Below are 24,658 nucleotides of genomic sequence, written 5' to 3'. Positions count from 1 at the left end.
TAAAGGAAACTTAAATCATCTTAATTATGAAAAAACAAATTTTTACACTTGCTATTGTATTTTATGCTGTTTGTGGCTATTCTCAATTTGGCTCACCCACACCAAATGTATTTCCTGCTACAGGTTATGTAGGTTTAGGTACAACAACGCCAACTCATAAACTGGAAGTAATCAGTGATGATGGGTCAGGATACTTAGGTACTTACCAGGAAACCATAGCCAGTTTCAGCAAGTATCCTTCATTGGGTTTGAATATACAGGGAATTGGATATGAAGTAGGCTCAGGTCGTTTTACGACTATAGAGCATACATGCAAAATACAGATGCTTGAGGGAATCGCTAAATCAGGTTTTATTGAATTTGGTAAAATACGCTCTGCCAATACAGAAAAATCTGCTGTATCTTTTGGATATAACGATGTTGAATCTATGCGTATAAATCATAATGGCAAAGTGCGTATAGGTAATGGTGTAAATGATATTAAAACTCCAGACGGCTACAAGCTTTTTGTTGAAGAGGGAATATTAACTGAAAAAGTAAAAATAGCGATTAAAACAACAACCGAATGGGCTGATTATGTTTTCGAACCTGAGTATAAACTAATGCCGCTTGAAGAAGTGGAGAAGTTTACTAAAGAAAATAATCACCTGCCAGATGTCCCTTCTGCAAAAGCTATGGTTCTTGAAGGTCTTGATGTTGCTAAGATGGATGCAAAACTTTTACAAAAGATAGAAGAGCTTACCCTTTATGCTATTGAACAAAATAACGAAGCAAAAGAACTAAAAACTAAACTAACAGAGCAAAAAGAAGAAATAGAGCTGCTTAAAGCTCAAATGAAATCATTACTTCAGAAACAATAATATAAGCTTAAATGTAATAATATGAAAAACTTATACTTATGTTTTTTGGCTGCTTTAATGGCGGGGCTGGATGGAAATGCACAATGTATTACAAATGCTGATTTCGAAAATGGTATTGGAGGGCTATCAAGTTCTTATACTTTTACAGCATTTACCTCTAATCTGATTTTCTCTAATGTAGATTGCCATATTGATACGAATACGTCTGACTATGATCCAATTACAGCAAGCACAGCTCTTAATGATTTTGGAAGTTTAGCGTCTTTGGTTTCTAATACATCAATAGCTCCTTTTGGAATTTATGATCCAAGTTTATTTAGTTTGGGAGCATATTTGCCAAGAGTACAACCAAATGGGGTTGGTGGTAATTTTGCTATTAAACTAAATTTTGATGATAATCAAAGCCGCGATGTAGTTACAATGAATTCCAATTTTACAGCTACTTCATCTGTTATTAATTTTGATTTTGCTTTAATTTTTAGACTACATGGTGCAGAACCAGATATAGAACCTTTTTTTACTGCACGGATATATGATGCTAACGGTGTAATTATAAATACTAATGAGATATGCTATAAGGCAAATATAAATAGCAATATATTTAATAGAGTTAGTGACTATCTTTTTACAGATTGGGAATGTGCAACATTGATGATTCCTGAAAAATATATAGGTACACCAGTACGTTTAGAGTTTGTTATTGCTGATTGTGGCCAAGGAGGTCATTTTGGAAGTGTATACCTGGATAATATAAGATGTAATGCAAATTGTACTCCTGCATTTGGTTTGTTAACACTTGATGAGTTTAGTATTTCATGTCCTAAAGAACCGTTTAATGTATGCGGTGATTTTACAGCACCACTAAACAGTACTATTGTGCCTGGCTCTTTGACCCTTGAAATTTTTGATCAAAATGATAATTTTATAAGGACAGTGCCATCAGTGCCGGTAATTACGGGTAACACATTTTGTTTTTTAGTTAATCCATCTGAATTAAGTTCTTTAGTTGGAAGCTTTGAATTTAAAGTTAAGGCAACTTTTGTTGACTCATCATTTACATATCATTTATTTGATACATCTTCAAGTTCAGGCCCCGATTTAAGATTTGAAATTGTAAATTCTCAGGATTCGTATGTGGTTGGCTATGAGTTGTTTTGGCCGGATGTGGCTGATAGTTATGAGCTGCAGTTTGTTTCTGATGGCAATTGTAGTGAAGTACCAAACCATAATGACGGGTATTATTTTAGTACAATTGTTACTCAAAATCATTATGATCTGTATCAGGCTTCTGCTGGACTTATAAGTAAAACTTTTAGATGGCGAATTAAAACAAGTTGTGGTGGATGGTCGGAATGGTGCTGTCTTGCTCACCAAGAGGCTCTAATCACTCCAATTGAAGAGGATTTTGGTAATATTTATGCTCCAAATTGTTATAATGGTGATTTAGGCTGCTTAGCGACATTATATGCAGATGTAAATGTTATGGCAAATACATATTTTTTTGAACAGAGAGAAGAGTCCATCATTGCTGTTAATACAATTGAAAATCAGTCTAGAGCTGTTTATCAGGCGGGCAGATTTATTAAATTGCAGCCAGGATTTCAAGCTAAAAATGGTTCAGTTTTCCTTGCAGAAATTGAAACCTGTTCATCTGCACAAAGTGTTGCTTTGGAACCAAAATCAAACAAGGTTTTTGCTATGGAAAAAAGTGATAAACAATACCAGTATATTAAACCTCAGGTAGATAATTTTACTGTTTATCCTAATCCCACTAATGGATTGGTTACTATTACAGGAAAGACGACAGGAGTATTTACCGTGACAGATATTACAGGTAAAGAGTTACTAAGGCTTGAAAATAAGGATAGTGCGGAACAGACTAAGGTAGACCTCACTAGTTTTAATTCAGGGATTTATTTCCTGAATGTAAACGGTAAACTAGTTCAAAAGATTATTAAACAATAAAGACATCAAAAAAAACCGGTTAGTACAACTAACCGGTTTTTATATTGCAAGGGATAAAATTTACTTTATTTTCCTGTACACAGGATATTCCATATGAGTTTTTTCATAGTATACTGAGTGCTGGTAAATCCAGTCCAGTTGGGCATCGGCATCTTCTGCAAAAGTTTTGTCTTCTTTCTTTTTAGTTTCAAAAGTGCGTCTAAGTGCTGTATCTTCTTTCAATAACTTTGCTGCTGTATCTTCAAATACATAAGCAGAGAAGTATTCTTTTTGCTGTAGTATAGCATCAAAAAAGTTCCAGCTAAAATAGGAGTCTGCAGCTTGTGGTTCCAGTGTTTCCAGCAGGTATTTAACACCTGGCTGCTGTGTACTGATAACAAAGTCTCCTTTATGGAACTGTATTTTCTTTACAGTAGTAATTATTTTAATGTTGTTATGTGGATAATGCCCTTCGTAAGAATACTTACCGGTTTTAAAATCGGCAATGCGGTAGCTTTCTACCTCCAGCTCAATGTCCTGTGCTAAAGGCTCCATTTTTATGTTATTGATCTTAAGTAAATCAATAACATTCCACCACGATTTAGGGATAATGTAAGACTCCGGAATTGTTACTTCGGTTACCGGCTTGTAAGTTTGGTAATAAGGTACCGTTTTGTTAAAGGGCTTTTTGCGGTCGTAAAACAATCTTGGCTTGCCTGTTACTTCACTTGTTTTATAATCACCTTCATAACCTAAAAAGGGCAGCGATTTTACCTTAGACGAATCAATTTTCCATTCGAGTGTATAACGCATTCCCGGTTTGTAATTCGTAAGGTTTTCAGTTCTTAACTCTTTAATCTTTGTGTGGTTATTATCGATGTATTCCAATGTAGCTGCCATATACTCGTAAGTAACGGCAACACGTGAAGCATAATCCTTTAGCATATGTGTTTCAGGCATTGATCCGGGTACATTAAACATAGATGCATAACCGGTAGAATATCGAGGCGAGTCCATAAACTGCTCAAAACCGCCATCCGGTTTTACATCATGTACATTTACATAAGGTATGGCTTCAATTTTCTTTTCTTTTAAGTCAGAAAGGATTTGTGGGAGCATAGTATCTTTAAAGTACAGGCCTAAACTACCGCCCAGTTTTTGATGGTGGGTAGCTATATAGGTAAATACATATTGATAATCGGCACCATTGCTCACGTGATTGTCTATGAAAATATCAGGATTTACTTTGTGGAAAATCTCGGCAAAGCTTCTGGCATTTTTAGTGTCGCTTTTCAGAAAGTCACGATTAAGATCATAATTTCTGGCGTTACCTCGAAAACCGTAACTTTCAGGTCCGTTTTGATTTGCTCTTGTATGGGAATTACGGTTTAACGCACCGCCTATATTATAAATAGGGATGTTAACTATAACTGTGTTTTGAGGTGTTTTAAGCTTACCTGTAGCCAAGTCGCGATACAGCATCATGGTAGCATCAATACCGTCGGGCTCACCGGGATGAATACCATTGTTAAGTAAAAGCACTGCTTTGTTGTCGTGCAGTTGGTTAAAACCAAATTTTTTAGCAGGATTATATATAACAATATGTAAAGGCTCTCCGCTATCAGTCATACCCATTTCAAGCATTTGTATGGTTTCGAAATCCTTATCAAGTTGTTTAAAATAAGCTATGGTCTCAGCATAGGTGGCGGTTTGATTGCCGTTGCCTTTTTCGTAGGGTGTTTGGTACATTGTTTTCTTTTGCGCAAATAGGGCAGAGGGAATTAGTATTAACAACAGTATTTTTTTCATGGATTGTTATTTAACCCTTACCGATGGAGGAACTAATATGGTATAGTCTCCACCATTACGCAATACATCCCTAACAATGCTTGAGCTGATGTAAGACGTACTCGCTGCAGTTAAAAGGAATACCGTTTCAATTTTTGAAAGTTGCCTATTAGTATGGGCTATGGCCTTTTCAAATTCAAAGTCGGCAGGATTACGAAGTCCGCGAAGTATAAACTGAGCTCCAATTTTACGGCAAAGGTCTATAGTAAGACCTTCATACGTGATCACTTCGACTTTAGGTTCATCTTTAAACGATTCTTCTATAAAACGCTTGCGTTCTTCGAGGGAGAACATGTATTTTTTTTCAGCATTTACACCAATAGCCACAATTACTTTATCAAAAAGGCTCACACCTCTTTTTATGATATCATGATGACCAAGAGTTATAGGGTCGAATGATCCAGGGAATACAGCTATTTTTTCCATAATACTTTTCTTTGTAATGCAAGTTTAATCTCGCTGTCCAGTAATTCTGAGAACGGTATACCGGCGTGTTCTGCCTGCTGCGGGAAGATACTTTGTCCTGAAAGTCCCGGATTGGTGTTTATTTCAATAAAATACGGTTCGCCATCTCTCACAATATAATCAGCTCGTGAAAAACCGCTCATGCCCAATACTTCATATACTTTAATGGCTGTTTCCCTGATTTTTCTTTCAGTTTGTTCATCAACGCGTGCAGGTGTTATTTCATCCGATTTGCCTTGGTATTTTGCTTCATAATCAAAGAAATCATTGTGAGAAACAATCTCAGTAAGCCCTAAAACAGTTGTTTTACCGTTAAGGTTCAATACGCCTACAGATACTTCAGTACCTTTTAGATATTCTTCGATAAGGATATCAGAATCTTCAGCAAATGCTAATTGTAATGCTTTTTCAAAATCAGCAATATCATTTACCTTAGAAATCCCAAGGCTGCTGCCACTTTGGTTTGGTTTTACCATGAATGGAAGACCAACCGTGTCTACAATTTCCTGTGCTGTAACGACATCTCCTTTAGACAGGTATATAGATTTTGCTTTATTAATATTGAATTTAGATAGTACTGATAGCGTATCTCTTTTATTAAAAGTTAATGACGATTGGTAGAACCCACAGCCTGTATACGGGATGTCAAGCAATTCCCAATAGGCCTGTAAATGGCCGTCTTCACCAGGTGTACCGTGGATTGTATTTATTACTGCATTAAATGTTGTAGTAGCTCCGTCTTTTTCAAACGAAAAATCACCCTTATTGATAAGGTATTTGTTACCATCGATCAATACATTCCATCCTTCAGGAAGAATATGTACTTCAAACGGTTTGTATTTTGCAAGGTCCAGATGGCTTAAAATCAGCTGTCCGCTGCGTAAAGAGATAACGGATTCATCCGAATAACCGCCCATTACTACTGCTATGTTCATTTTTATGCTAAGTTTTTATTTAAGATACGTAACTTTACACGAATTATTAACGATCTCCGTTATATACATCCAATGCAAAGACTACACAAAAATATCATTATTTGTGTAAACTTATAAAGTTTAGTATTATTTATATCTTTGCCAAAATTCAATTATAAATGAGCCTTAAAGATTTTTTACAGAGTAAAGTTTTTTTCAAACAGGTAATAATAGCTTTGGTTATAATTATTGTGATCGTTTTTGCATTAATGCAATACCTAAGTTATGCCACAAATCACGGTGAGGAAATTCCTGTTCCGGATTTACGTAAAATGACTGTAGAGAAAGCTAAAGAAACTCTGGAGAACATAGATCTTGAATATGTTGTTCTTGATACGGTAGAATTTAAAGCCGATTATCCGCCGCTTACAATTGTACAACAAGATCCACTACCTAAAGTAAATGTAAAGGATGGAAGAAAAGTATATCTTAAAGTAAACTCATCGGGTTATAATAAAGTAGACCTGCCAGACCTTATCCAAAAAACATACAGGGCAGCATTGCCGATGCTTAAAGCAAGCGGACTGGAAGAAGGCACAAAAACCTACATTCCTTATCTTGCTAAAGATGTAGTATTGGAATTAAAGCAAAATGGGAAAAGACTAAAAGCAGGCGATAAAGTATTGAAAGCTTCTAAAATAGATTTTGTTCTTGGAGATGGAAAAGCAGGATTTGATGAGAATGAAAAGGATAGCTTACCTAAAGACGAAAATACACAAATAAACTAATGACTACACCGATTATTGAGCAGGAGCTGGACGACGAATTATATGAGCACTACCGTTTTGAAGCAGGTAAAGGACAAGCACCCCTAAGGGTAGATAAGTTCTTAATGAATCTTGTAGAGAACGCTACACGTAATAAAATACAACAGGCAGCCACAGCAGGTAACATTTATGTAAATGATATCGCTGTAAAGTCTAACCATAAAGTAAAAGCATCTGATGTGGTGAGAGTATTATTATCTCACCCACCTTATGAGCACCTTTTAGAACCGGAAAATATTCCCTTAAATATTGTTTATGAAGACGATCAGCTGCTTGTAGTAAACAAGGAAGCAGGCATGGTTGTGCATCCTGGGCATGGTAATTATTCAGGAACCTTGGTGAATGCACTGGCTTATCACTTTGAGAACCTACCGATGAACAGCAGTGAAAGACCCGGACTTGTACACCGTATCGATAAAGATACTTCGGGACTTTTAGTAATTGCTAAAACAGAGCAGGCTATGGCTTTCCTGACCAAGCAGTTTGCTGAGAAAACCTCTGAAAGAGAATATGTCGCCATTGTTTGGGGTAATATGGAAGAGGAGGAAGGAACGATAGAAGGAAACATTGGCCGACATGTAAAAGACCGTATGCAAATGGCTGTTTTTGCTGATGAAGATCAGGGGAAACATGCTGTAACGCATTATAAGGTAATAGAACGTTTGGGGTATGTAACACTGGTTTCATGTAAACTTGAAACAGGACGCACACACCAAATTCGTGTACACATGAAACACATAGGTCACACGTTATTTAATGATGCCCGTTATGGCGGAGAGCGAATACTGAAAGGTACTACGTTTACCAAATATAAGCAGTTTGTAGAAAACTGCTTTAAAACATTACCAAGACAGGCACTACATGCTAAAACACTTGGTTTTGTGCATCCAACAACAAAAGAATTTATGCGTTTTGATACCGAACTGCCGCAGGATATGGTAGACTGTATTGAGAAATGGCGTAACTATTCTAAATCGCACACCATAGAAGAAGAGGAAGATTAATCTTATCTTAGTTTTATAATTAGAAATCCCACAGGCTGCATATTGTTTGTGGGATTTTTTTGTTTATGAATATATGTAATCCGGTTACATATTCTAAATGAAAAAAACCTGCAAAGCTTTCGTCTTGCAGGTTTACAAAAATAAATAGTTGTGTAAAAAAATTATTGTTTAATGAACTGAAGCTCTATAGCAAGTTTCACTTCTTCGCCTACTAATACACCACCAGTTTCAAGAGCAGAATTCCAGTTCAGACCAAAATCTTTTCGGTTAATTTTACCTGTAATGGTAAATCCGGCCTTTGTGTTACCCCATGGATCTTTTGCAATACCTCCAAATTCTACATCTAGGCTTATTGGTTTTGTGATGCCATGCAGGCTAAAGTTGCCGTTAAGGGTATATTCACCTTCATTTTTTTTGTTGAATGAAGTCGACTCAAATGTAATTTGCGGGAATTGAGCAGCATCAAAAAAGTCTGCGCTTAAAAGGTGACCGTCACGATCTGTATTTCCGGTGCTTACTGAATCGACAGCACCGCTAAAATTGAAAGCTGCATTTTCAAAATGATCACCTTCGGTTGTTGCAGCTGCATCAAATTTTGTGAATTTACCTGATACGTTAGTAAACATCATGTGTTTTACTTTAAAACCTATTTCTGAATGGGTTGGATCTACTGTCCATTTTGTTGTTGACATAATTTTATTCTTTATTATATTTTTATTGTTTTTCTTTTGAATGTGTCTGATTATAATACCATTGGTACTTCTATCAGTAGTAACTCGGCATCCTGAGAAGCAGCAGTTATGTTTATAGCACCTGTATCCCAAATACCTAAAGCATCGCGCTGGTTTAAACTAATGTTACCTATGCTTACATCGCCTTTAATTACAAAGGCATAAATTCCGTTGCCTTCTTTTTTAATTTTATATTCGGTAGTGAAATCTTTATCGAATTTACCTAAGTGAAACCACGCATCCTGATGGATCCAAACACCTTCGTCATCTGCATTAGGAGAAATGATCTGCTGTAGTTTATTACGGCGGTCTGCTTCGTTAAGGGTTATCTGGTCATAACGGGGTGTAACGTTCTTTTTGTTAGGGTAGACCCAAATTTGTAGAAACTTGGTAAGCTGGTCTTTGTTCTTGTTGTACTCGCTATGGTAAATACCGGTACCGGCACTCATTACCTGAATATCACCTTTTTTAATTACAGCAGTATTGCCCATACTGTCTTTGTGTTCCAGATCACCTTCAAGCGGAATAGAAATAATTTCCATGTTATCGTGAGGGTGTGTACCAAAGCCCATTCCTGCATCTACACGATCGTCGTTAAGTACTCTAAGTACACCAAAGTGCATCCTGTCTGGATTATGGTAATTTGCAAAACTGAATGAGTGGTGAGAATCCAGCCAGCCATGGTTAGCATGACCTCGTGAATCTGCTTTGTGCAATACTGTGTTTTCTAATATCAGAGAATCTGTATTAGGTAAATGGTTGTACCCAATAGGCTCTAATGGTTGAATCTCGTCTATATCATTGTTTAAAGTATCGCCAATAGCTGCTGATGTAATAAACATTCCTGTTCCCATCAGTCCTTTTTTAATAAAATCTTTTCTGTCCATAATGCGGTTGATTAATTATTACAGTGCAAAGTTGCGCCATAATAGAACTCTGGGCATTGAACTAGGACAAGAAAAACAGAATTGAAAATTGAGAAAAGATATTAATCATTTACGATCTCATGATTATTGCTTGGCGATCTTGGCTCTTACTTTACTAAGGAATTCGGCAGAGATACCCAAGTAAGAAGCAATATAATGCTGTGCTACACGCTGAGGAACGGTAGGGTAGAGTTCGAGAAAGTCCAAGTACTTCTCCATCGCCGGTTTAGATATGGTATTAAACAAGCGATCCTGTGTAATGGTAAGATGGCGTTGTATTAATATTCTGAAAGCTCTCTCAAATTTAGGAGCTCTTTCAAACAGTTCTTCTTTGGTCTCGGGATTAAAGGTTAGAAACTCACAATCTTCGAGCGTTTCTATAAATACGCGGCTGGGTTTATCTTCATAAATACTAAAGGAGTTGTCGCCAACCCAGGCATCTTCGATGGCAAACTGCAGTATTACTTCAAAACCGTTTGCATCGATATAGTATTTCCTTACGCAGCCTTTAATTACAAATGCTTCAAAGTTGCACATTTCGCCTTCATGAAGCATTATAGTTTTTTTAGGGACTTTCCTGTATTCTAAAAGGGAGTTGAAAATATCAAGTTCCTGTTGTGTAAATGTAACATAACGACTGATGCTTTTGTTTATTTGAGAATACATGTCCATAATAAAGATAGGCTTTTTAACAAATGTAATATTTTTATAAAAAAGAAAGCGCTGCTTAGTAATACTACTTTACAGCGCCTAAACTTTTATTGTAGTGAAACTTATTTTTCTTCAGCAAGGCTAAGGGCTTCCCTTAGCAGTTTTTCGAAGATCTTGTCGCTTGGTGCAGGCATTTTTGAGTTTACAAAATTACCCTGTGGGTCGATCAGTATAAAGCGTGGGATAAATTGTATATCGTATGCTTTGCTAAACTGGTTATCATTATTGATGTGCAGCTGTAGTACCGATTTTGATTTTGCCTTGGCTTCAACCAACCATTTGTCAATTTTTTGGTCGGTGCTCAATGCAATAAACTGTATTGGTTCTTTTTTGTATTTGATCGCCATTTTTTCAAACAATGGTGATTCTTTTTTACAAGGTCCACACCAGGTTGCCCAAACATCTATCATCAGGTATTTACCTTTAAAATCGGCAAGATTGAACTGCTTACCGTCTTGTGTTGTGGCATCAAAGAATGGAGCTGGCATACCTTTACCAAGGCTTTCTATCAGCTTGTTTTTTGCAAGGGTATAGGTAAGGTATTTTTTATTAGTAAAGTCGGTACCATATTGTGCAAGTAGTTGTGCTCTTTCGGTTGTTGCAGAAGCATCTTTAATACTATTGTTTAGCTGCCAGTAAAGCATTTTGTCTTTAAATTCGCCTTTAGGAAGTTTTGCAATCGCCATTAATGATTTTGTATTTTCATCTATGTCCTCTTTGTTTGGAGCGATCATTTGCGATCTAATATATTTAAAGTACTCTTCATTGCTTAAAAGGCTTTCATCATTAAGAGGAACTCTTTTCTTCATAAGCTTAATATCCGCAGTTTCTTCCGTTTTCTCTTTTGGGAACATAACGGCACGCTTTTTCACAAAGTCGTTCCAAAGATTAAGGAAAGTTATGGTAAGCATTTTTTTATTCCTTTCCATGAAATCTTCCCTGGGCACATAATTGTCTACTGTTTTATATTTATCTGAAGTAGACAGTGCCTCTTTCCATTCTTTTATGATTTCCGATCTTATCAAATCAGGATTGTCCAGTTGTATATTCTCCTCAATGTAATAAGATGCCATACCATAGTTAGGAATTTTGCTTTTTTCGTATTGATTTTCGGCAAGACGCGAACCTGTTGTTACAACAGAGAAATTGTTTTCACGCTGCTTAATATCTAAATGGATGCTATCGTTCTTCCCAAAAGTTATTTCACCATTAGCGGCGTTATTAATATTTATGGAATAATTATCAAAAGGAACTTCTTTTTCTATGACATAATGAAATGTATTATTCTTTACAGGAATAACAGCAAGAGTATCGTCAGCAAAAGCATTGGTTATATAAATGGCCTGAAATGGTTTGTCGCCTTCAATTTTTCCGCTTATAACTGTTTTGTTGTGCGATTCCATAGTATTGGGCATAAGTACATAGGCTAATAAACCACCTACAACCACTAACACCGCTATAAGTTTTAGTGCGCGGGAGCTTTTGCTAAAGAAGGCAAGTTTAAGATTTTTATGTTTGTACCATTCGAAACCTATGTATAAAGCTATAATACTACACAGCACACTCAGGGTTTCAGAGTAGGTAATCCAATACCCTAATTGGCTGCCTTTTTTAAAGGTAGCTACTTTATCTAGAAGCTCCAAAGGATAATAATCAGGAGTTACATTAAATACTTTCAAGAAAATAAATGCCAGTAATAAGAAGAAGCCAATAAGTATCGACCAGATAAAGCTAGGCAGCAATACCGAAATAACATACTGGAAAGCCGTAAGGAATAATCCGGCAAGAAACAATCGTGCAATGATCCAGAATAATTCTGAAAAAGCAAAATTTGTAGTAGCATCCTGCGGAATACCCTTAATTAAGCTTACGATCCAGGCACCAAAATAACCCATAATGACAAGTGAAAGGATGGCGATGAGATTAGAGATTAGCACTACTGAAAATTTGGAAAAATATATAGATATTTTTCTGACGGGCTGTGTTTCCATGAGCTGCCACCCTCCGTTTTTATGATCGAGTTGCGTAATACGGCTTACAGTAATGATAATAAGTAGTGGGAAGAAAAACCCGGCAAACGGCTCTAATAGTCCTTCTATGTAAGATACATAATAATTATAAGGCAGAGATGAACCTGGTTTTTCTTTTTCGAAAAACTGAATGATAGTCCATATAATAGGGCTAATTACTCCCAGTATTATACTGAGCATATAAATGCCTGTACCTTTCTTTTTGATATGTTCTGCTTTTAGGGCAGTTATAAAGTTTTGCATTGTTATAGCAGGTGTTGAGGTGTTATTTTTGATTTACTAAAGTCATGAACCATTCTTCAAGACCGTCCAGTATTTTAATTTCATACAGGTGGGCGCCTTGTGTAATTAGATTCTTTGCAAATTCCGGGATAGCTTCCCTGTCCTGAAGTTCCAGTGTTATCTGAGTAGCATTCTGCAGTTCTGCAGTAGGGTGGTTTTCCATTAATTTTTCATTCCAGTGTGTTGCATCTTTAACAGTTAGCTGTATTTTACACGCTCCTGACTTTTTACCCAACTCTTCAATAGTACCTTCAAAACGTAGTTTACCTTTGCTAATGATCCCTACATGGGTACACATTTTTTCAATCTCAGCCAAAAGATGGCTTGATACAAAAATAGTAACACCTTTTTCACGGTTCAGCTTAACCAGCAATTTCCTTATGTCCTGGATACCGTTAGGATCAAGGCCGTTTACAGGTTCATCCAGTAATAAGAGTTCCGGTTCATTAAGCAGTGCCATTGCAATAGCAAGACGTTGTTTCATCCCTAATGAATATTGTTTTGCTTTGCGTTTAGCATCTCTGGAAAGATCAACCAGCTCCAGCACCTCATCAATTCTGCTCTCAGGAATATTGCGCAGCTTTGCAATGTATTTAAGATTGTTATATCCGCTAAGGTGCAGGTAAAGCGCAGGGCTTTCTACCAATGATCCTATGTTGTCAAAAACCTGAGGTAATTGATCTTTTAACGGTTTTCCAAAAATACTAATGGCATCGTGCTGTTCAGGAATTATTCCGGTTAACAGCCTCATAGTTGTCGATTTTCCGGCTCCATTTGGGCCAAGAAAACCATATATGGATCCTTTAGGGATATTTAATGAAACATCCTCTAGTACCTTTCGGGACTTTGAATATTGAAAATTGAGCGATTTTGTCTGGATAATGTAGTCCTGCATTTTTCTATTGGTTTGGTATTGGCTAATATAGGAAAATACTTATTGTACAAGTGCTTTTTGCGTAGTACTTTTGAGAAGCATAAAATAAGATTCATGAAAATTGTTATATCGCCCGCCAAATCGCTGGATTTTGAAACCAAATTACCATCACGTAAAAGTACTCAGCCTGCTTTTTTAGAGCAATCAGAGGTTGTTCAGGAAACACTTAAACACAAAACACCGGCACAACTGAGTGACCTAATGGCAATATCGGGCAAACTGGCCGATCTGAATTGGCAGCGTAACCAGGAATGGAAAACACCTTTTACTACAAAAAACGCCCGCCCGGCAGTGTATGCCTTTAATGGTGATGTATATATCGGGTTGGATGCTTATACTATACCTACAGCAAAACTGAATAAGCTCCAGGATACTTTGCGAATACTTTCGGGCTTGTATGGTTTATTAAAACCATTGGACCTTATACAGCCGTATCGCCTGGAAATGGGAACTCAGCTTTCTGTAAACGGAAAAAAGAATTTATATGAGTTCTGGAAACCTACCATTACAGAGGCTCTTAATGAAGAGCTGAAAGAAAACGAACTATTTATAAACCTTGCTAGTAAAGAGTACTTTGATGCCGTTGATATAAAAGTACTTAAAGTACCGGTTATAACACCTGAATTCAAAGATTACAAAGATGGTGAATTGCGCATGGTAAGCTTTTTTGCCAAGAAAGCTAGGGGTATGATGGTACGTTATATAATAGACCATAATGTAAAAACGCTTAAAGGATTGAAAGGGTTTGATTATGATGGTTACAAGTTCGATCCAAAACTTTCTAAAGAAAACACTTTAGTGTTTACCCGATAGATGTTCTATATAACAATGAAGATAGCAAAAACATATAAAGCAATCATAGGTATCTTCCTTATGGTTGCTTTATCTATATCCTGTAAAAAGGAAACAAGTAATTCTAACTTTAGCAATTCATCTGACAAAGTAAAAACAAGTATGAAAAAAGTATCTAATCCGGTGGTGTATTTTGAAATTCCGGTAGCGGATATGGATAGGGCAGTACAGTTTTACTCGGCCGTTTTTAATTTTGAGTTCAGGAATGACATTATAGATGATAATGAAATGGCTCTATTTCCTTTTACTGATGAAACCGGAGGGATTTCCGGAGCATTAGCAAAAGGGGAAATCTACAAACCAACAATAAACGGAACGCTAATCTATTTTGCAACGGAAGATATTGACCAAACCCTGAAATTAGCAGTAGAGAATGGAGGAGAGGTATTGTATTCTAAAACTTCAAATGGTGAATTGGGCTTTGTTGCCGAATTTAAGGATAGTGAAGGCAACCGGATCGCACTCCACATGGATGCCAGATAAGCATTGCTTAGAAGCCCTTCGACAAGCTCAGGGTGACAAGCATTGTGTTAATACTACAAATATTGGAATAAAGAGTCATACCGAGCTTGTTGAAGTATGACTCTTTATTTATATGTTTTTGTTATCACCTCATAAAAAGAAAACTCCGGAGCTGTAAAGCATCCGGAGTTTTCACACCAAACCAATTATTATAATGTACTGCTTAAATCAATTAAGTTGATTTAAGCTTTTTCATAAAATCTTTAAATGCCGGAAGGAACTCTTCAAACAAAGGGTTTTCCTTATTTCTAAGCATTACTTCACTAAACATTTTAAGTCCGATAGCAAATTCGATCTCCTGGTTTTTATCATTAAAAAGACTGCGCTCCTGAAGCTTTTCTATGATAGAGAAGATATTATCATGGTTATTAAACTCAACCTGTACAGGTTCATGAAGCATTTCGTCTTTTGGACTGTGCTTATGTTCCAGTGTAATTTTATAATGGTTATACTTATCGTTCATACTTTTTTGTTTTTAGTGCATAGCATCAGCGATATCAATTTTTCCTTTACCTCGTTTTACAAGCAGTATAAATGGTATACATACAAGGAAAAGAATACCCAGGTACATAAAAATATCCATGAACGACAATACAGTTGCCTGTTTTGTTACCGACAGATCCATTACCTGATGTGCTTTTGCCAAAGCTTCACTGGCACTAAAACCTTTTGCCATGAATCCTTGTTTTAACTGCATTATACGCTGCTGTACTTCAAAACTGGTCGTATTCAGGTTTGAAACCAAATCTACTCTGTGCTGCTGCCCAAAACGTGAGATGAACGTAGTAATGATGGCAATACCAAACGATCCACCTAATTGACGCATCATTCCGGTAAAGGCTGCACCTTCACCAATACTTTTTCCTTTAAGGGTAGATAATGACAGGGTAGTTATAGGTACAAACAATAAACCTAATCCCATACCACGCAATATTAGTGGCCAGAACATATGTTCAGCACCTGTATCAGGTGTTAGTACATTATGCATCCATAAGGTGAATCCAAAGAAAATAAGGAAGCCAAGGGCTACCATATACGTCTGCGGAATACCTCTCTGTATCATTTTACCAATAATAGGCATCATGAAAGCAGTTGTCAGTGAACTTGGTATTAAAAGAAGTCCTGTATCTAATGCGTCCCAACCTAAAACCGACTGTGTATATATAGGCACAATAAATGTAGTTCCATACAGTCCGAATCCTAAAATAAAACACATTATAGTACCAATGCGAAGGTTACTATCGCCTAATACCTTAAGGTTTACAATGGGGTGGGCATACGTCATTTCTCTCCAAATGAACCCTAATAGTCCAAAAACAGTTACCACACTTAAGGTAACGATGGTGCCGTCTGCAAACCAGTCGTCCTGTTGTCCATGTTCAAGTATATACTGTAATGATCCAATAAATGCAGCTAATAAACCTATACCCAGCCAGTCTACCTGATTGGCTTTAAGTTTTTCGCCATATTTAGGACTTTTTACATACATAAGGGTTAATAATGTTGCTATGATACCCAATGGAATGTTGATGTAAAATATATAAGGCCATTCGTAATTCTTAATGATATAACCTCCTAATGGCGGACCAAGGGTTGGGCCTACAATTACACCCATACCATAAATAGCCTGTGCCATTCCTCTTTTAGCTATTGGGTAGCTTTCAGTAATAATGGTTTGTGCCGTTACAAGAAGTGCACCACCACCAAGTCCCTGTATAAAACGGAAGGTCACCAGTTCCCATATGTTTGTTGCGTTACCACATAAAAATGAGGCCACCGTAAAAATAATAATGGATACTGCAAAATAGTTTCTTCTCCCAAACTGCTGCGAAAGCCAGCTTGTCATGGGGATTACAATTACGTTAGCAATGGCATAGGCGGTAATAACCCATGCAACATCTGTTAGTGTTGCACCCAGGGTACCGCGCATGTCGCTTAATGCTACGTTTACAATAGTGGTATCTACAATTTCAAGCAGCGCACATAGTACTGCCGTTATCGTAATGATAACGCGCCTGAAGCCATATTCTACCAGACTATCGTCTGCTGTTGCTGCTACTCCTGCCATATTATTTTACGTGTACGTCTACTTCTACGTTCATACCCGGGCGAAGCAGCTTGATTTTTTCTTTATCGTTATTCTCTGTAAGGCTGATTTTTACAGGAAGCCTCTGAATTGTTTTCACAAAGTTTCCGGTTGCGTTATCTGGAGGTAGTAAAGAGAAACGTGATCCTGTTGCAGGAGAGAAAGAGGCAAGAACACCTTCAAACTTCACATCTGGGTAAGCATCTGCAATGATGGTTACTTTTTGTCCTACTTTCATTTTGTTAAGCTGTGTTTCTTTAAAGTTAGCTACAACCCATGCATCCTGATTGTTGATGATATAAAATAAAGCCTGACCCGGTTGTACCAGTTGTCCTGGCTGAATGTCTATAGTTGCTACCTGCCCGTCAATAGACGCAGTTACTACCGTGTAAGTAAGATTAAGTTTTGCAGCATCAAGCATTGCCTGTGCTTTTTTGATGTTGGCAGCAGCCACATCAACTTGCTTTCCTGTTACGTTAGATCTTGAAACGATTACGTTTTTTTGATAGTTGCTGGCGTTTTCTGCCTGCTGTAATACTTTCAATTGTGCTTCTGCTTCCTGTTTTGCTGCCTGGGCCTGTTCAAACTGTTGTTTGGTTATAGAGTGATTTTTGTACAGGTTTTCAAAACGCTGAAAATCATTCGTAGCTCTCCAAAGTCTAACTTTAGCTGCTTCAATGTTTCCTTTAGAAGATTGTACATTCGCTTCAGATACCGAAATATTTGCCGATGCACCACCTGTATCTGCTTTAGCAGCTTCAAAACTTCCTTCTGCTGCTGCAAGTGCCGCTTTAGCTTCTTCAACTCTTACTACATAGTCTTTGTCATCAATTGTGAAAAGCGTATCTCCTTTTTTAACGAAGTCGTTATCTTTTACAAATACTTTAGTTATGTATCCGGTAACTCTTGGAAGAATTGGGTTCATGTTTTTTTCTACCTGGGCATCATCTGTTTCTTCATGAGCCAGGGAGTGCATGTATTTGTAAATTCCGTAAGTAGCGCCCAGCACAACCAGGACGATAAGTATAACAAGGAACTTTTTATTTGTCGGTTTCTTTTCCATGGTGATTATTTTGTAGAGGTAAGATTAAAAGAATTAGTTAGTTTACCCGATGCGTTAAGCAGTTCATAGTAACGCTGGGTGATATCGGCTTTAGAGAAAGCCTCGTTTATTTTTGATTGTAATTGCTGAACATCGGCATCAAGAAGGTCGTTAGTATCTACCAGTCCGTTTTCATATTTGTCCTTAACGATTCTGTAGTTTTCTACAGCCTGTTCTACAGCTTCTGTATAAACTTTGTTCTGCTTTAAGCTCAGGTTGTAGTTTTCAAGCGACTCCTGAACTTGTACCTTCACATGATCGGTAAGTATTTCTACCTGTTGTCTTGTTTCTTCGGCACGGCTTTCTGCAGCTTTTACTTTTTTGTTGTTCTTAAAGATGTTAGAAATGTCATACGACACGCCTATGCCAACATTAACGGCATTATATACCTGAACCACGTTTTGAATATCTAAAGCGATGTAGCCCGCTGTAAAGGCGATTGAAGGGTAGTAGTCACCCTTTGCAATCTTTACATTGGATTCGTTTGCTTTTTGCTGCCATCTCAAAGCTTCAAGATCGCTGCGTTGTGCAATAGCCTCATTTTGGGTTACAGATGGCGTTACACTACCGGCGTTCTTAAAGTAAGCTTCGCTTGGTGTCACCTGAGTACCTTCCGGAAGCTTTAGAAGCGTTATTAGCTGATAATTGATGGTAGACACCTTTTTGTTAGCATCGTCGAGTGTGAGCTGTATATTGCTTGCCTGAAGCTGTGCTTTCAAAAAGTCGTTGCGGGCTAATAGTCCGTTTTTCTCCATAGCGCTAAAATCGGCAACACGCTGGTTGGCACTTTTCAAATTCTCCTGTACAAGTTTAACTGACTCCTGTGCTTTGTACAAATTAGTGTATAACATGATTGTTTGTAATGCTACCTGTTCTTTAGCATTTGCAGCATTAAAGGTTTGTGCCTTGTACATGTTCTCTGAAGCATTTACGCTATTCTTTAATTTAAAGCCCGAAAAAATAGGCATGCTAAGAGAAGCCTGAGCCATCATGATACGGTTAACCTCTGGTGAAGCATTTGCTTTTTCACCTTCGGAAGGGGTACTTTCATTACCCAGGGAGGTCCTAAGGTTTATGGTAGGATTTGTGATCCTCATGTACTGACCTGAGACTTTAAAGTCGGGGTAGATATTGTTTTTAGCATTATCCAGGTCAAATTTAGATGTGGCTATTCTGGCATCTGCCAGGCTTGCCTCGTTACTTTTTGTAACTGCCAGCGATATAGCCTCATCCAGTGTAAGCTGTTTTTTTTCCTGTGCCTGTAGTGTTAAGGCAAAGAAAAGCAGGCCGCCGGGCAGTAAATGTTTAATTTTCATGTACTAAAAGCGCTTTAATGGTTTGTTTAATATGAGCTGTAAGCTCGTTCTTGATGTAGTTTTCGTATTCTTCTTCGGTTTTGATTCCAAGGACAGGTTCAAAGAATGGCTTGTTCATTTGGAAGTGTACTAGAGTGCCCATTATCGTTGGGGGGATAAGAGTGATGTTTACATCTTTCCTAAAGTGGCCCAATTCCTGACCTTCCTTTATAATTTTCGTAAAGGCTTGTAGGTTTTCATATTTCACATCTTTAAATGCATTCATATCCATTATTCTTTTCTTGGTAGAAAGTTCAAAATGGAGAATCTGGTACATGCATTTGTTTTTGTTTATCCGCGAGATGTAAAGATCAATCAGGCGTTCTACTTTTTCGATAGGAAGAAGGTCTTCCTTAAAAATGTTTTCGAGTTGGATTTTCATACCCGAGGTGCGGTGTATGATGAGTGCTTCGAGCAGCTTTTCTTTCGAACCAAAGTAGTAGGATATCATTGCGATATTTACCGAGGCTTCTTTAGCGATCGTCCTGATGGAGGTACCATCATAGCCATCTTCTGCAAACAGTTTTTCTGCAGCCTGCAGAATGTCTATTTGTTTGTCATTAAATTCAGTCATATACTGTTTTCTAAATTCGTCTACAAAGTTAAACAATCGTTTAAATTAAACATTTGTTTAACCTCTCCATTAACAGGTTATTAACAGAAAACGCTGTAGAAAACAACTATAGTATTTTTCTATAGTTATATGTTATGTTTTTGTTTTTCAGATGTATTGTGTATTTGTGTTAAAGTAAAACTTTATTGTTATTTATAGCCTGATCCAATTGGCTAATATTTTCTTTCCACTTGGTGTTAGCACTGATTCCGGATGAAATTGTACTCCTCTAACGTCGTATATTTTATGTCTGAGTGACATTATATTCCCTTCTTTATCGGTTGAAGTAACCTCTAAAACGTCTGGTAAAGTGGTTGGGTCGACACTCCAGGAATGGTATCTTCCTACCTCTATCTCATGACTTAATCCAGTAAAAAGAGGTTCGTTATCGACTATAATATCGATGGTTGTACCTATGCCGTGATACACTTTTTCAAGGTTAATAAGACTACCCCCAAATACCTCCGCAATTGCCTGCTGGCCAAGACAAATTCCAAGTATACTTTTTGTTGCAGCATACTCTTTTATGATGTCTTTTAATAGTCCGGCTTCATTCGGTACGCCTGGCCCCGGTGAAAGTAGCAGCTTGTCATATTGTGCAGGTTCGTCTATTGATAATTCATTATTTCGTAGCACAGTAACCTTGCAGTCAAGGTCTTCCAGGTAATGAACAAGGTTGTAAGTAAAGCTATCGTAGTTGTCGATGACTAAAATTTTCTTCATAAAATTGGGTATCAGGCTGCAAATGTATAAAACATTTACTTCTTGATTTGAGAATGTTATTAATCTACTAAATTAGTAGACTATGTGATATTTTTAGCTACCTTTGTTCTTCTTTAAACAAAAATCGCAATGAAATTTACACCGGTTTATCTGGCATGTTTATGTTGTTCTCTCAGGTAGGGGGTGCATTTGCTATGGTATAAATTAGGTTTAAATGATATCTAATTAACGCAAAAGCTCCTCTCAAAAGAGGAGCTTTTTTATTTGAATTATACAATGAAACATCCTGTTTACAGCGCCAACTATTTAAAATTCGGCGTGCTGCCAGACAAGGCAAAAACTGAATATTGGATAGAAGAATTCTTTAAATGGCTCTTTTGTATTGGTGAAGAATATACCGATTATGACTATTTTTTAGGGAAAGAAAAAGAACTTGAAAGCATAATGGATAACCTGCTTTATCGTGCAGGTTTAAATAAGGTAGAAATTAATGTATTGATCTTATCTTTAAAAGATAAGGTTAGTATACTTCATGAAAAACTTGAAGATGATTTAAAAGCCATATTTGAATTCGATCCAGCAGCAAAATCGCGATCGGAAGTGCTTATTTCATACCCCGGTTTCTTTGCTATTGCGGTTTATCGTATGGCTCATGAACTATGGCAAAACAATGTACAGGTATTACCAAGAATGATGAGTGAGTATGTACACGGCCGAACCGGAATAGACATCCATCCGGGGGCAATAATTGGAGAACGTTTTTTTATTGACCATGGTACCGGTATCGTAATTGGGGAAACATCAATCATTGGCAATGATGTAAAAATATACCAGGGAGTTACACTTGGAGCGCTAAGCGTAAGCAAGGCAGAAGCATCCGTAAAAAGGCATCCCACCATTGGGAATGATGTTACTATTTATGCTAATGCGACTATACTTGGCGGTGCTACCGTAATTGGTGATGGCAGTATTATTGGCGGCAACGTATGGATCACTAACTCGGTTCCGTTCAATTCATTGGTATACCATAAGAGTGAGATCACCATAAAAAGTAGGGAAGTGTTCCCTGAACCTTTAAATTTTGTAATATAAAAATCAATATATGAAAGCGAATAACATTTTAGAAACTATAGGTAAAACGCCACATGTAAAACTAAATAAACTATTTCCTAACCGTAATGTATGGATAAAACTGGAACGAAATAACCCTGGTAACAGCATTAAAGACAGGATCGCACTGGCCATGATAGAAGATGCCGAAACAAAAGGAATCTTAAAGCCGGACAGCGTTATTATAGAGCCTACATCGGGAAATACTGGTATTGGTTTGGCATTGGTAGCAGCTGTAAAAGGATATAAACTGATCCTTGTAATGCCGGAATCCATGAGCATAGAACGTAGAAAATTAATGTCTATCTATGGTGCAGAATTTGAGCTTACACCACGTGAAAAGGGCATGAAAGGTGCTATTGAAAAGGCTGCGGAGCTTACGGCATCTACACTCAATGCCTGGTCACCACGCCAGTTCGATAATCCGGCTAATGTTGAGGTACATAAAAAAACCACTGCACAGGAGTTAATAGCAGATTTCCCTGAAGGAATCGATTATTTAATTACCGGAGTAGGTACAGGAGGCCATATTACAGGTATAGCAGCTATTTTAAAGGAGAAATTCCCAAACACTAAGGTATTTGCCGTTGAGCCTGAATTATCTCCTGTATTAAGCGGAGGAAGTCCGGGACTGCACCCATTGCAGGGAATAGGAGCAGGGTTTGTGCCTTCTATTTATCAAAGTGAACTTATTGACGGCGTTATACAGGTAGGGAAAGAAGAATCCTATGACTTTGCGAGAAACGTTGCAAAACAGGAGGGAATACTTGCAGGAGTGTCTACTGGTGCATCATTAGCAGCGGTTAATAAAAAACTAAGTGAAATACCACAGGATGCCGTTGTGGTTACTTTTAATTATGATACGGGTGAGCGTTATCTTTCTATTGAAGGATTATTTTAAAGGATATTAAGTAAAACAAGGTTATATATGTGAAAAGACCTGGCAGATTATTATCCGTCAGGTCTTTTTTTATATTCCTCCTGCTCTAAGGGGGCAGAAGAGCAGGAGACAAAATAAAACCCCGATAGTATTACCAGGGTTTTATTTCAATTTAAAAATCTAAATATTAGAACTGTAAGTTAACAGTTAACTCAAATTCATCATAGATAGCTTTGTCTCCAATGCTTTCGAAGAAGCTTTTTGAAGCATATTCGATACCGTATTTAGTTCTGTCTACTTTAAATGTTGAAGTTGCAGAATTCTTAGCTACAGTAAGGTCAAAAGTTACCGGTTTAGTGATGTTTTTTATTGTAAGATCAGCAGTTACTGTATAAACACCTGCAGTTTTAGCTTTTACCGATTTGAAAACGATTTTAGAAGTAGCAAATTTATCTGTACCAAAGAAATCAGCAGCTTTTAAGTGTCCTTCTAATTTTTCTTTACCTTCACCTGCTTTAAGATCGGTTACAGTGATAGAATTCATGTCTACAGTAACGTTACCGCCTGATAATTTTCCAGCTTTAAAGTTAAGAACACCATCTTTAATGCTGATAGTACCTTCGTGTTTTCCAGTTAATTTTTCACCAACCCAGCTAATTTTACTTTTAGCAGCGTTAATTTTTTTGTCCTGAGCTGTAGCAGTCATTGTTGTTACTGCCAGTACTAATGCAATTGCAATTGTTTTAAGATTCTTCATCGATTTAATTGTTTTTAAAATTTATTTTGGGTTATTAATTAAAGAGTAATAAATAGTTCTTCGTTTGACTTTCTCACTTTAGCAGCGTGCTGCATAAGGTCTTCTTCATGACGGTAACCTACAGTAGCTATAACGGCTGCATTAAGTCCAAGTGCATCTAATCCAAGGATCTCATTAAACTGAGCAGCGTTAAATCCTTCCATAGGAGTAGTGTCAATCTTTAAAAGAGCAGCAGAATTGATAAGTGTAGACAATGCAATGTACGACTGTTTTGCTGTCCATGCATTTTTGTCTTCTATTGATAGACTTCCTAAAAATCCTGAAAGATAATCACCAAGTCCTTTTAAACTTTCCGGCTCAACACCTCTTATTGTACTGATATTATTGATATAATTGTTTATTTGTATATTGCCAACATTCGTTTCATTAGCAAAAACAAACAGGTGAGAGGCATCCATGATCAAATTTTGGTTGTTACCTCCGGAAGCTTCTTTAAGTTTTGCACGAACCTCCGGGCTTTCAATAACAAAAATCTTATAAGGCTGTAACCCAACAGAAGAAACACTAAGCTTTACGGCTTCTTTAAGGGTATCAATATCTTCTTTAGACACTTTTTTTGAAGTATCATATTTTTTAGTGGCATAACGCCATTTTAAACTTTCTATGTAATTGGTCATAATTTTAAATCTAATTTATTAAAAAGTCCTGTATTTTTCTAACAGGATGTTTAGTTCTTCCAATTGGCTTTGCGTGAGGTTATTTGAAAATTTTTCCTCGTGCTTTTCTACATTAGGATCAAGCGCTTTTAAAAGTTCCAATCCTCTTTCTGTAATCAGTATCTCCATCTTTCTACGGTTCTCCTCACATATTCTGCGGGTAACCAGTCCTTTTAGCAATAATTTGTCTACTAAACGCGTGGTATTGCTTGTTTTTGCAATCATTCGTTCCTGTATCACACACATGTTTGCCGGTTGTCCTTTTTGCCCTCTTAATATCCTCAGTACATTAAACTGTTCAGATGATAGGTCATGCTGCTTTAGGACTTCGTTAAAACTCTCGGCTATAATATTTTGCGTGTACATAATATTAAGCAGTGTCTTTTTACTTAAAGACATCGCGGTAGTTGATTTTATCACATCTTCTATTTTCATATTTGTAAGTACAAAATTTGTATGTACAAAT

Annotated in this window: 25 protein-coding genes; 8 read left to right on the top strand and 17 right to left on the bottom strand. The window is 37.1% G+C overall.

Translation table 11 applies throughout. From position 1 onward, the window contains the following. Positions 1 to 26: 26 nt before the first annotated feature. Entirely contained in the window at positions 27 to 860 is an 834-nt protein-coding gene (locus tag EPI11_RS06875; RefSeq protein ID WP_128389203.1) for a hypothetical protein, read from the top strand. Between the two features lie 21 nt (positions 861 to 881). Further along, positions 882 to 2,825, top strand: a complete 1,944-nt coding sequence (locus EPI11_RS06870) for a T9SS type A sorting domain-containing protein (RefSeq protein WP_128389202.1) — start codon at positions 882 to 884, stop codon at positions 2,823 to 2,825. A gap of 60 nt (positions 2,826 to 2,885) precedes the next feature. Here EPI11_RS06870 and EPI11_RS06865 read toward each other — a convergent pair whose 3' ends face one another. From EPI11_RS06865 to EPI11_RS06855, 3 genes are read right to left on the bottom strand one after another with little or no spacing between them, the layout of a single operon-like run. Beyond that, the gene (locus EPI11_RS06865; RefSeq protein WP_206619102.1) at positions 2,886 to 4,613 is read right to left on the bottom strand and encodes a M14 family metallopeptidase; all 1,728 of its coding nucleotides are present in this window, start codon (positions 4,611 to 4,613) and stop codon (positions 2,886 to 2,888) included. Positions 4,614 to 4,619: 6 nt separating this feature from the next. Continuing rightward, positions 4,620 to 5,078 carry a pantetheine-phosphate adenylyltransferase gene (coaD, locus tag EPI11_RS06860; protein WP_128389201.1) on the bottom strand — a complete coding sequence of 153 codons (459 nt, stop codon included), beginning with the start codon at positions 5,076 to 5,078 and terminating at the stop codon, positions 4,620 to 4,622. Continuing rightward, positions 5,066 to 6,052, bottom strand: a complete 987-nt coding sequence (locus EPI11_RS06855) for a D-alanine--D-alanine ligase (protein ID WP_128389200.1) — start codon at positions 6,050 to 6,052, stop codon at positions 5,066 to 5,068. The genes coaD and EPI11_RS06855 overlap by 13 nt, the downstream gene beginning before the upstream one ends. Before the next feature lie 158 nt (positions 6,053 to 6,210). Between EPI11_RS06855 and EPI11_RS06850 the strand changes: the two genes are divergently transcribed. Both EPI11_RS06850 and EPI11_RS06845 read left to right on the top strand, forming a co-directional pair. Continuing rightward, positions 6,211 to 6,819 (top strand): PASTA domain-containing protein, encoded by a 609-nt coding sequence (locus EPI11_RS06850; RefSeq protein WP_128389199.1) that lies wholly within the window; start codon positions 6,211 to 6,213, stop codon positions 6,817 to 6,819. Beyond that, a complete protein-coding gene (locus EPI11_RS06845) occupies positions 6,819 to 7,862 on the top strand; it encodes an RluA family pseudouridine synthase (RefSeq protein ID WP_128389198.1) in 1,044 nt (347 codons plus the stop codon). Before EPI11_RS06850 ends, EPI11_RS06845 begins: the two co-directional genes overlap by 1 nt. A gap of 161 nt (positions 7,863 to 8,023) precedes the next feature. Here EPI11_RS06845 and EPI11_RS06840 read toward each other — a convergent pair whose 3' ends face one another. The 5 genes from EPI11_RS06840 to EPI11_RS06820 all read right to left on the bottom strand — a co-directional run bounded on the left by EPI11_RS06840 (position 8,024) and on the right by EPI11_RS06820 (position 13,437). After that, entirely contained in the window at positions 8,024 to 8,554 is a 531-nt protein-coding gene (locus EPI11_RS06840) for a YceI family protein (protein WP_128389197.1), read from the bottom strand. A gap of 50 nt (positions 8,555 to 8,604) precedes the next feature. Then, positions 8,605 to 9,480 (bottom strand): pirin family protein, encoded by an 876-nt coding sequence (locus EPI11_RS06835; protein ID WP_128389196.1) that lies wholly within the window; start codon positions 9,478 to 9,480, stop codon positions 8,605 to 8,607. Positions 9,481 to 9,603: 123 nt separating this feature from the next. Continuing rightward, positions 9,604 to 10,191: a Crp/Fnr family transcriptional regulator gene (locus EPI11_RS06830; protein ID WP_206619101.1), complete on the bottom strand. Its 588-nt coding sequence runs from the start codon at positions 10,189 to 10,191 to the stop codon at positions 9,604 to 9,606. A gap of 101 nt (positions 10,192 to 10,292) precedes the next feature. Then, positions 10,293 to 12,503: a redoxin family protein gene (locus EPI11_RS06825; RefSeq protein WP_128389195.1), complete on the bottom strand. Its 2,211-nt coding sequence runs from the start codon at positions 12,501 to 12,503 to the stop codon at positions 10,293 to 10,295. A gap of 22 nt (positions 12,504 to 12,525) precedes the next feature. Beyond that, complete coding sequence (locus tag EPI11_RS06820; protein WP_128389194.1) at positions 12,526 to 13,437, bottom strand: ABC transporter ATP-binding protein; 912 nt, start codon at positions 13,435 to 13,437, stop codon at positions 12,526 to 12,528. Positions 13,438 to 13,530: 93 nt separating this feature from the next. Here EPI11_RS06820 and yaaA point away from each other — a divergent pair, with 93 nt between their 5' ends. Both yaaA and EPI11_RS06810 read left to right on the top strand, forming a co-directional pair. Continuing rightward, positions 13,531 to 14,289: a peroxide stress protein YaaA gene (gene yaaA, locus EPI11_RS06815; RefSeq protein ID WP_128389193.1), complete on the top strand. Its 759-nt coding sequence runs from the start codon at positions 13,531 to 13,533 to the stop codon at positions 14,287 to 14,289. A gap of 15 nt (positions 14,290 to 14,304) precedes the next feature. Beyond that, positions 14,305 to 14,811 carry a VOC family protein gene (locus tag EPI11_RS06810; RefSeq protein WP_241657592.1) on the top strand — a complete coding sequence of 169 codons (507 nt, stop codon included), beginning with the start codon at positions 14,305 to 14,307 and terminating at the stop codon, positions 14,809 to 14,811. Positions 14,812 to 15,022: 211 nt separating this feature from the next. Here the strand turns inward: EPI11_RS06810 and EPI11_RS06805 are convergent, their stop codons facing one another. The 6 genes from EPI11_RS06805 to EPI11_RS06780 form a co-directional block, all read right to left on the bottom strand. Beyond that, a complete protein-coding gene (locus tag EPI11_RS06805; RefSeq protein ID WP_128389192.1) occupies positions 15,023 to 15,313 on the bottom strand; it encodes a DUF3861 domain-containing protein in 291 nt (96 codons plus the stop codon). Positions 15,314 to 15,325: 12 nt separating this feature from the next. After that, positions 15,326 to 16,918 (bottom strand): DHA2 family efflux MFS transporter permease subunit, encoded by a 1,593-nt coding sequence (locus EPI11_RS06800; RefSeq protein ID WP_128389191.1) that lies wholly within the window; start codon positions 16,916 to 16,918, stop codon positions 15,326 to 15,328. Between the two features lies 1 nt (position 16,919). After that, the gene (locus EPI11_RS06795; protein WP_128389190.1) at positions 16,920 to 17,999 is read right to left on the bottom strand and encodes an HlyD family secretion protein; all 1,080 of its coding nucleotides are present in this window, start codon (positions 17,997 to 17,999) and stop codon (positions 16,920 to 16,922) included. 5 nt (positions 18,000 to 18,004) lie between these two features. Beyond that, positions 18,005 to 19,354 carry a TolC family protein gene (locus EPI11_RS06790; RefSeq protein ID WP_128389189.1) on the bottom strand — a complete coding sequence of 450 codons (1,350 nt, stop codon included), beginning with the start codon at positions 19,352 to 19,354 and terminating at the stop codon, positions 18,005 to 18,007. Next, positions 19,344 to 19,967 carry a TetR/AcrR family transcriptional regulator gene (locus EPI11_RS06785; RefSeq protein ID WP_128389188.1) on the bottom strand — a complete coding sequence of 208 codons (624 nt, stop codon included), beginning with the start codon at positions 19,965 to 19,967 and terminating at the stop codon, positions 19,344 to 19,346. Before EPI11_RS06785 ends, EPI11_RS06790 begins: the two co-directional genes overlap by 11 nt. A 192-nt stretch (positions 19,968 to 20,159) precedes the next feature. Beyond that, positions 20,160 to 20,729: an anthranilate synthase component II gene (locus tag EPI11_RS06780; protein ID WP_128389187.1), complete on the bottom strand. Its 570-nt coding sequence runs from the start codon at positions 20,727 to 20,729 to the stop codon at positions 20,160 to 20,162. Positions 20,730 to 21,005: 276 nt separating this feature from the next. On the opposite strand from EPI11_RS06780, the gene epsC reads away from it, so the two are divergent. Both epsC and cysK read left to right on the top strand, forming a co-directional pair. Continuing rightward, positions 21,006 to 21,821 (top strand): serine O-acetyltransferase EpsC, encoded by an 816-nt coding sequence (gene epsC, locus EPI11_RS06775; RefSeq protein ID WP_128389186.1) that lies wholly within the window; start codon positions 21,006 to 21,008, stop codon positions 21,819 to 21,821. A gap of 10 nt (positions 21,822 to 21,831) precedes the next feature. Further along, the gene (gene cysK, locus EPI11_RS06770) at positions 21,832 to 22,740 is read left to right on the top strand and encodes a cysteine synthase A (protein ID WP_128389185.1); all 909 of its coding nucleotides are present in this window, start codon (positions 21,832 to 21,834) and stop codon (positions 22,738 to 22,740) included. A 166-nt stretch (positions 22,741 to 22,906) separates the two neighbouring features. Here the strand turns inward: cysK and EPI11_RS06765 are convergent, their stop codons facing one another. The 3 genes from EPI11_RS06765 to EPI11_RS06755 are packed head-to-tail and all read right to left on the bottom strand — an operon-like array spanning position 22,907 to position 24,627. Continuing rightward, a complete protein-coding gene (locus EPI11_RS06765; RefSeq protein WP_128389184.1) occupies positions 22,907 to 23,476 on the bottom strand; it encodes a YceI family protein in 570 nt (189 codons plus the stop codon). A 38-nt stretch (positions 23,477 to 23,514) separates the two neighbouring features. After that, positions 23,515 to 24,153 (bottom strand): NAD(P)H-dependent oxidoreductase, encoded by a 639-nt coding sequence (locus EPI11_RS06760; RefSeq protein ID WP_128389183.1) that lies wholly within the window; start codon positions 24,151 to 24,153, stop codon positions 23,515 to 23,517. 18 nt (positions 24,154 to 24,171) lie between these two features. Further along, positions 24,172 to 24,627 carry a MarR family winged helix-turn-helix transcriptional regulator gene (locus EPI11_RS06755; protein WP_128389182.1) on the bottom strand — a complete coding sequence of 152 codons (456 nt, stop codon included), beginning with the start codon at positions 24,625 to 24,627 and terminating at the stop codon, positions 24,172 to 24,174. Between the last annotated feature and the right edge of the window lie 31 nt (positions 24,628 to 24,658).

It is taken from the genome of Flavobacterium cerinum, assembly GCF_004028155.1.
GTDB classification, from domain to species: Bacteria; Bacteroidota; Bacteroidia; order Flavobacteriales; family Flavobacteriaceae; genus Flavobacterium; species Flavobacterium cerinum.
Note: the sequence above shows the minus strand (reverse complement) of the source record. Positions and strands in the feature narration are given on the sequence as shown.

Bases quoted from the DNA above. Each gene is read 5' to 3' on its own strand.
- EPI11_RS06830 (WP_206619101.1), bottom strand. From the start codon at position 10,191: ATGGACATGTATTCTCAAATAAACAAAAGCATCAGTCGTTATGTTACA.
- EPI11_RS06785 (WP_128389188.1), bottom strand. From the start codon at position 19,967: ATGACTGAATTTAATGACAAACAAATAGACATTCTGCAGGCTGCAGAA.
- EPI11_RS06875 (WP_128389203.1), top strand. From the start codon at position 27: ATGAAAAAACAAATTTTTACACTTGCTATTGTATTTTATGCTGTTTGT.
- EPI11_RS06845 (WP_128389198.1), top strand. From the start codon at position 6,819: ATGACTACACCGATTATTGAGCAGGAGCTGGACGACGAATTATATGAG.
- EPI11_RS06795 (WP_128389190.1), bottom strand. From the start codon at position 17,999: ATGGAAAAGAAACCGACAAATAAAAAGTTCCTTGTTATACTTATCGTC.
- cysK (WP_128389185.1), top strand. From the start codon at position 21,832: ATGAAAGCGAATAACATTTTAGAAACTATAGGTAAAACGCCACATGTA.
- EPI11_RS06825 (WP_128389195.1), bottom strand. From the start codon at position 12,503: ATGCAAAACTTTATAACTGCCCTAAAAGCAGAACATATCAAAAAGAAA.
- EPI11_RS06835 (WP_128389196.1), bottom strand. From the start codon at position 9,480: ATGGACAGAAAAGATTTTATTAAAAAAGGACTGATGGGAACAGGAATG.
- coaD (WP_128389201.1), bottom strand. From the start codon at position 5,078: ATGGAAAAAATAGCTGTATTCCCTGGATCATTCGACCCTATAACTCTT.
- EPI11_RS06805 (WP_128389192.1), bottom strand. From the start codon at position 15,313: ATGAACGATAAGTATAACCATTATAAAATTACACTGGAACATAAGCAC.
- epsC (WP_128389186.1), top strand. From the start codon at position 21,006: ATGAAACATCCTGTTTACAGCGCCAACTATTTAAAATTCGGCGTGCTG.
- EPI11_RS06810 (WP_241657592.1), top strand. From the start codon at position 14,305: ATGAAGATAGCAAAAACATATAAAGCAATCATAGGTATCTTCCTTATG.
- EPI11_RS06790 (WP_128389189.1), bottom strand. From the start codon at position 19,354: ATGAAAATTAAACATTTACTGCCCGGCGGCCTGCTTTTCTTTGCCTTA.
- EPI11_RS06850 (WP_128389199.1), top strand. From the start codon at position 6,211: ATGAGCCTTAAAGATTTTTTACAGAGTAAAGTTTTTTTCAAACAGGTA.
- EPI11_RS06865 (WP_206619102.1), bottom strand. From the start codon at position 4,613: ATGAAAAAAATACTGTTGTTAATACTAATTCCCTCTGCCCTATTTGCG.
- EPI11_RS06820 (WP_128389194.1), bottom strand. From the start codon at position 13,437: ATGCAGGACTACATTATCCAGACAAAATCGCTCAATTTTCAATATTCA.
- EPI11_RS06870 (WP_128389202.1), top strand. From the start codon at position 882: ATGAAAAACTTATACTTATGTTTTTTGGCTGCTTTAATGGCGGGGCTG.
- EPI11_RS06840 (WP_128389197.1), bottom strand. From the start codon at position 8,554: ATGTCAACAACAAAATGGACAGTAGATCCAACCCATTCAGAAATAGGT.
- EPI11_RS06780 (WP_128389187.1), bottom strand. From the start codon at position 20,729: ATGAAGAAAATTTTAGTCATCGACAACTACGATAGCTTTACTTACAAC.
- EPI11_RS06800 (WP_128389191.1), bottom strand. From the start codon at position 16,918: ATGGCAGGAGTAGCAGCAACAGCAGACGATAGTCTGGTAGAATATGGC.
- EPI11_RS06755 (WP_128389182.1), bottom strand. From the start codon at position 24,627: ATGAAAATAGAAGATGTGATAAAATCAACTACCGCGATGTCTTTAAGT.
- EPI11_RS06765 (WP_128389184.1), bottom strand. From the start codon at position 23,476: ATGAAGAATCTTAAAACAATTGCAATTGCATTAGTACTGGCAGTAACA.
- EPI11_RS06855 (WP_128389200.1), bottom strand. From the start codon at position 6,052: ATGAACATAGCAGTAGTAATGGGCGGTTATTCGGATGAATCCGTTATC.
- yaaA (WP_128389193.1), top strand. From the start codon at position 13,531: ATGAAAATTGTTATATCGCCCGCCAAATCGCTGGATTTTGAAACCAAA.
- EPI11_RS06760 (WP_128389183.1), bottom strand. From the start codon at position 24,153: ATGACCAATTACATAGAAAGTTTAAAATGGCGTTATGCCACTAAAAAA.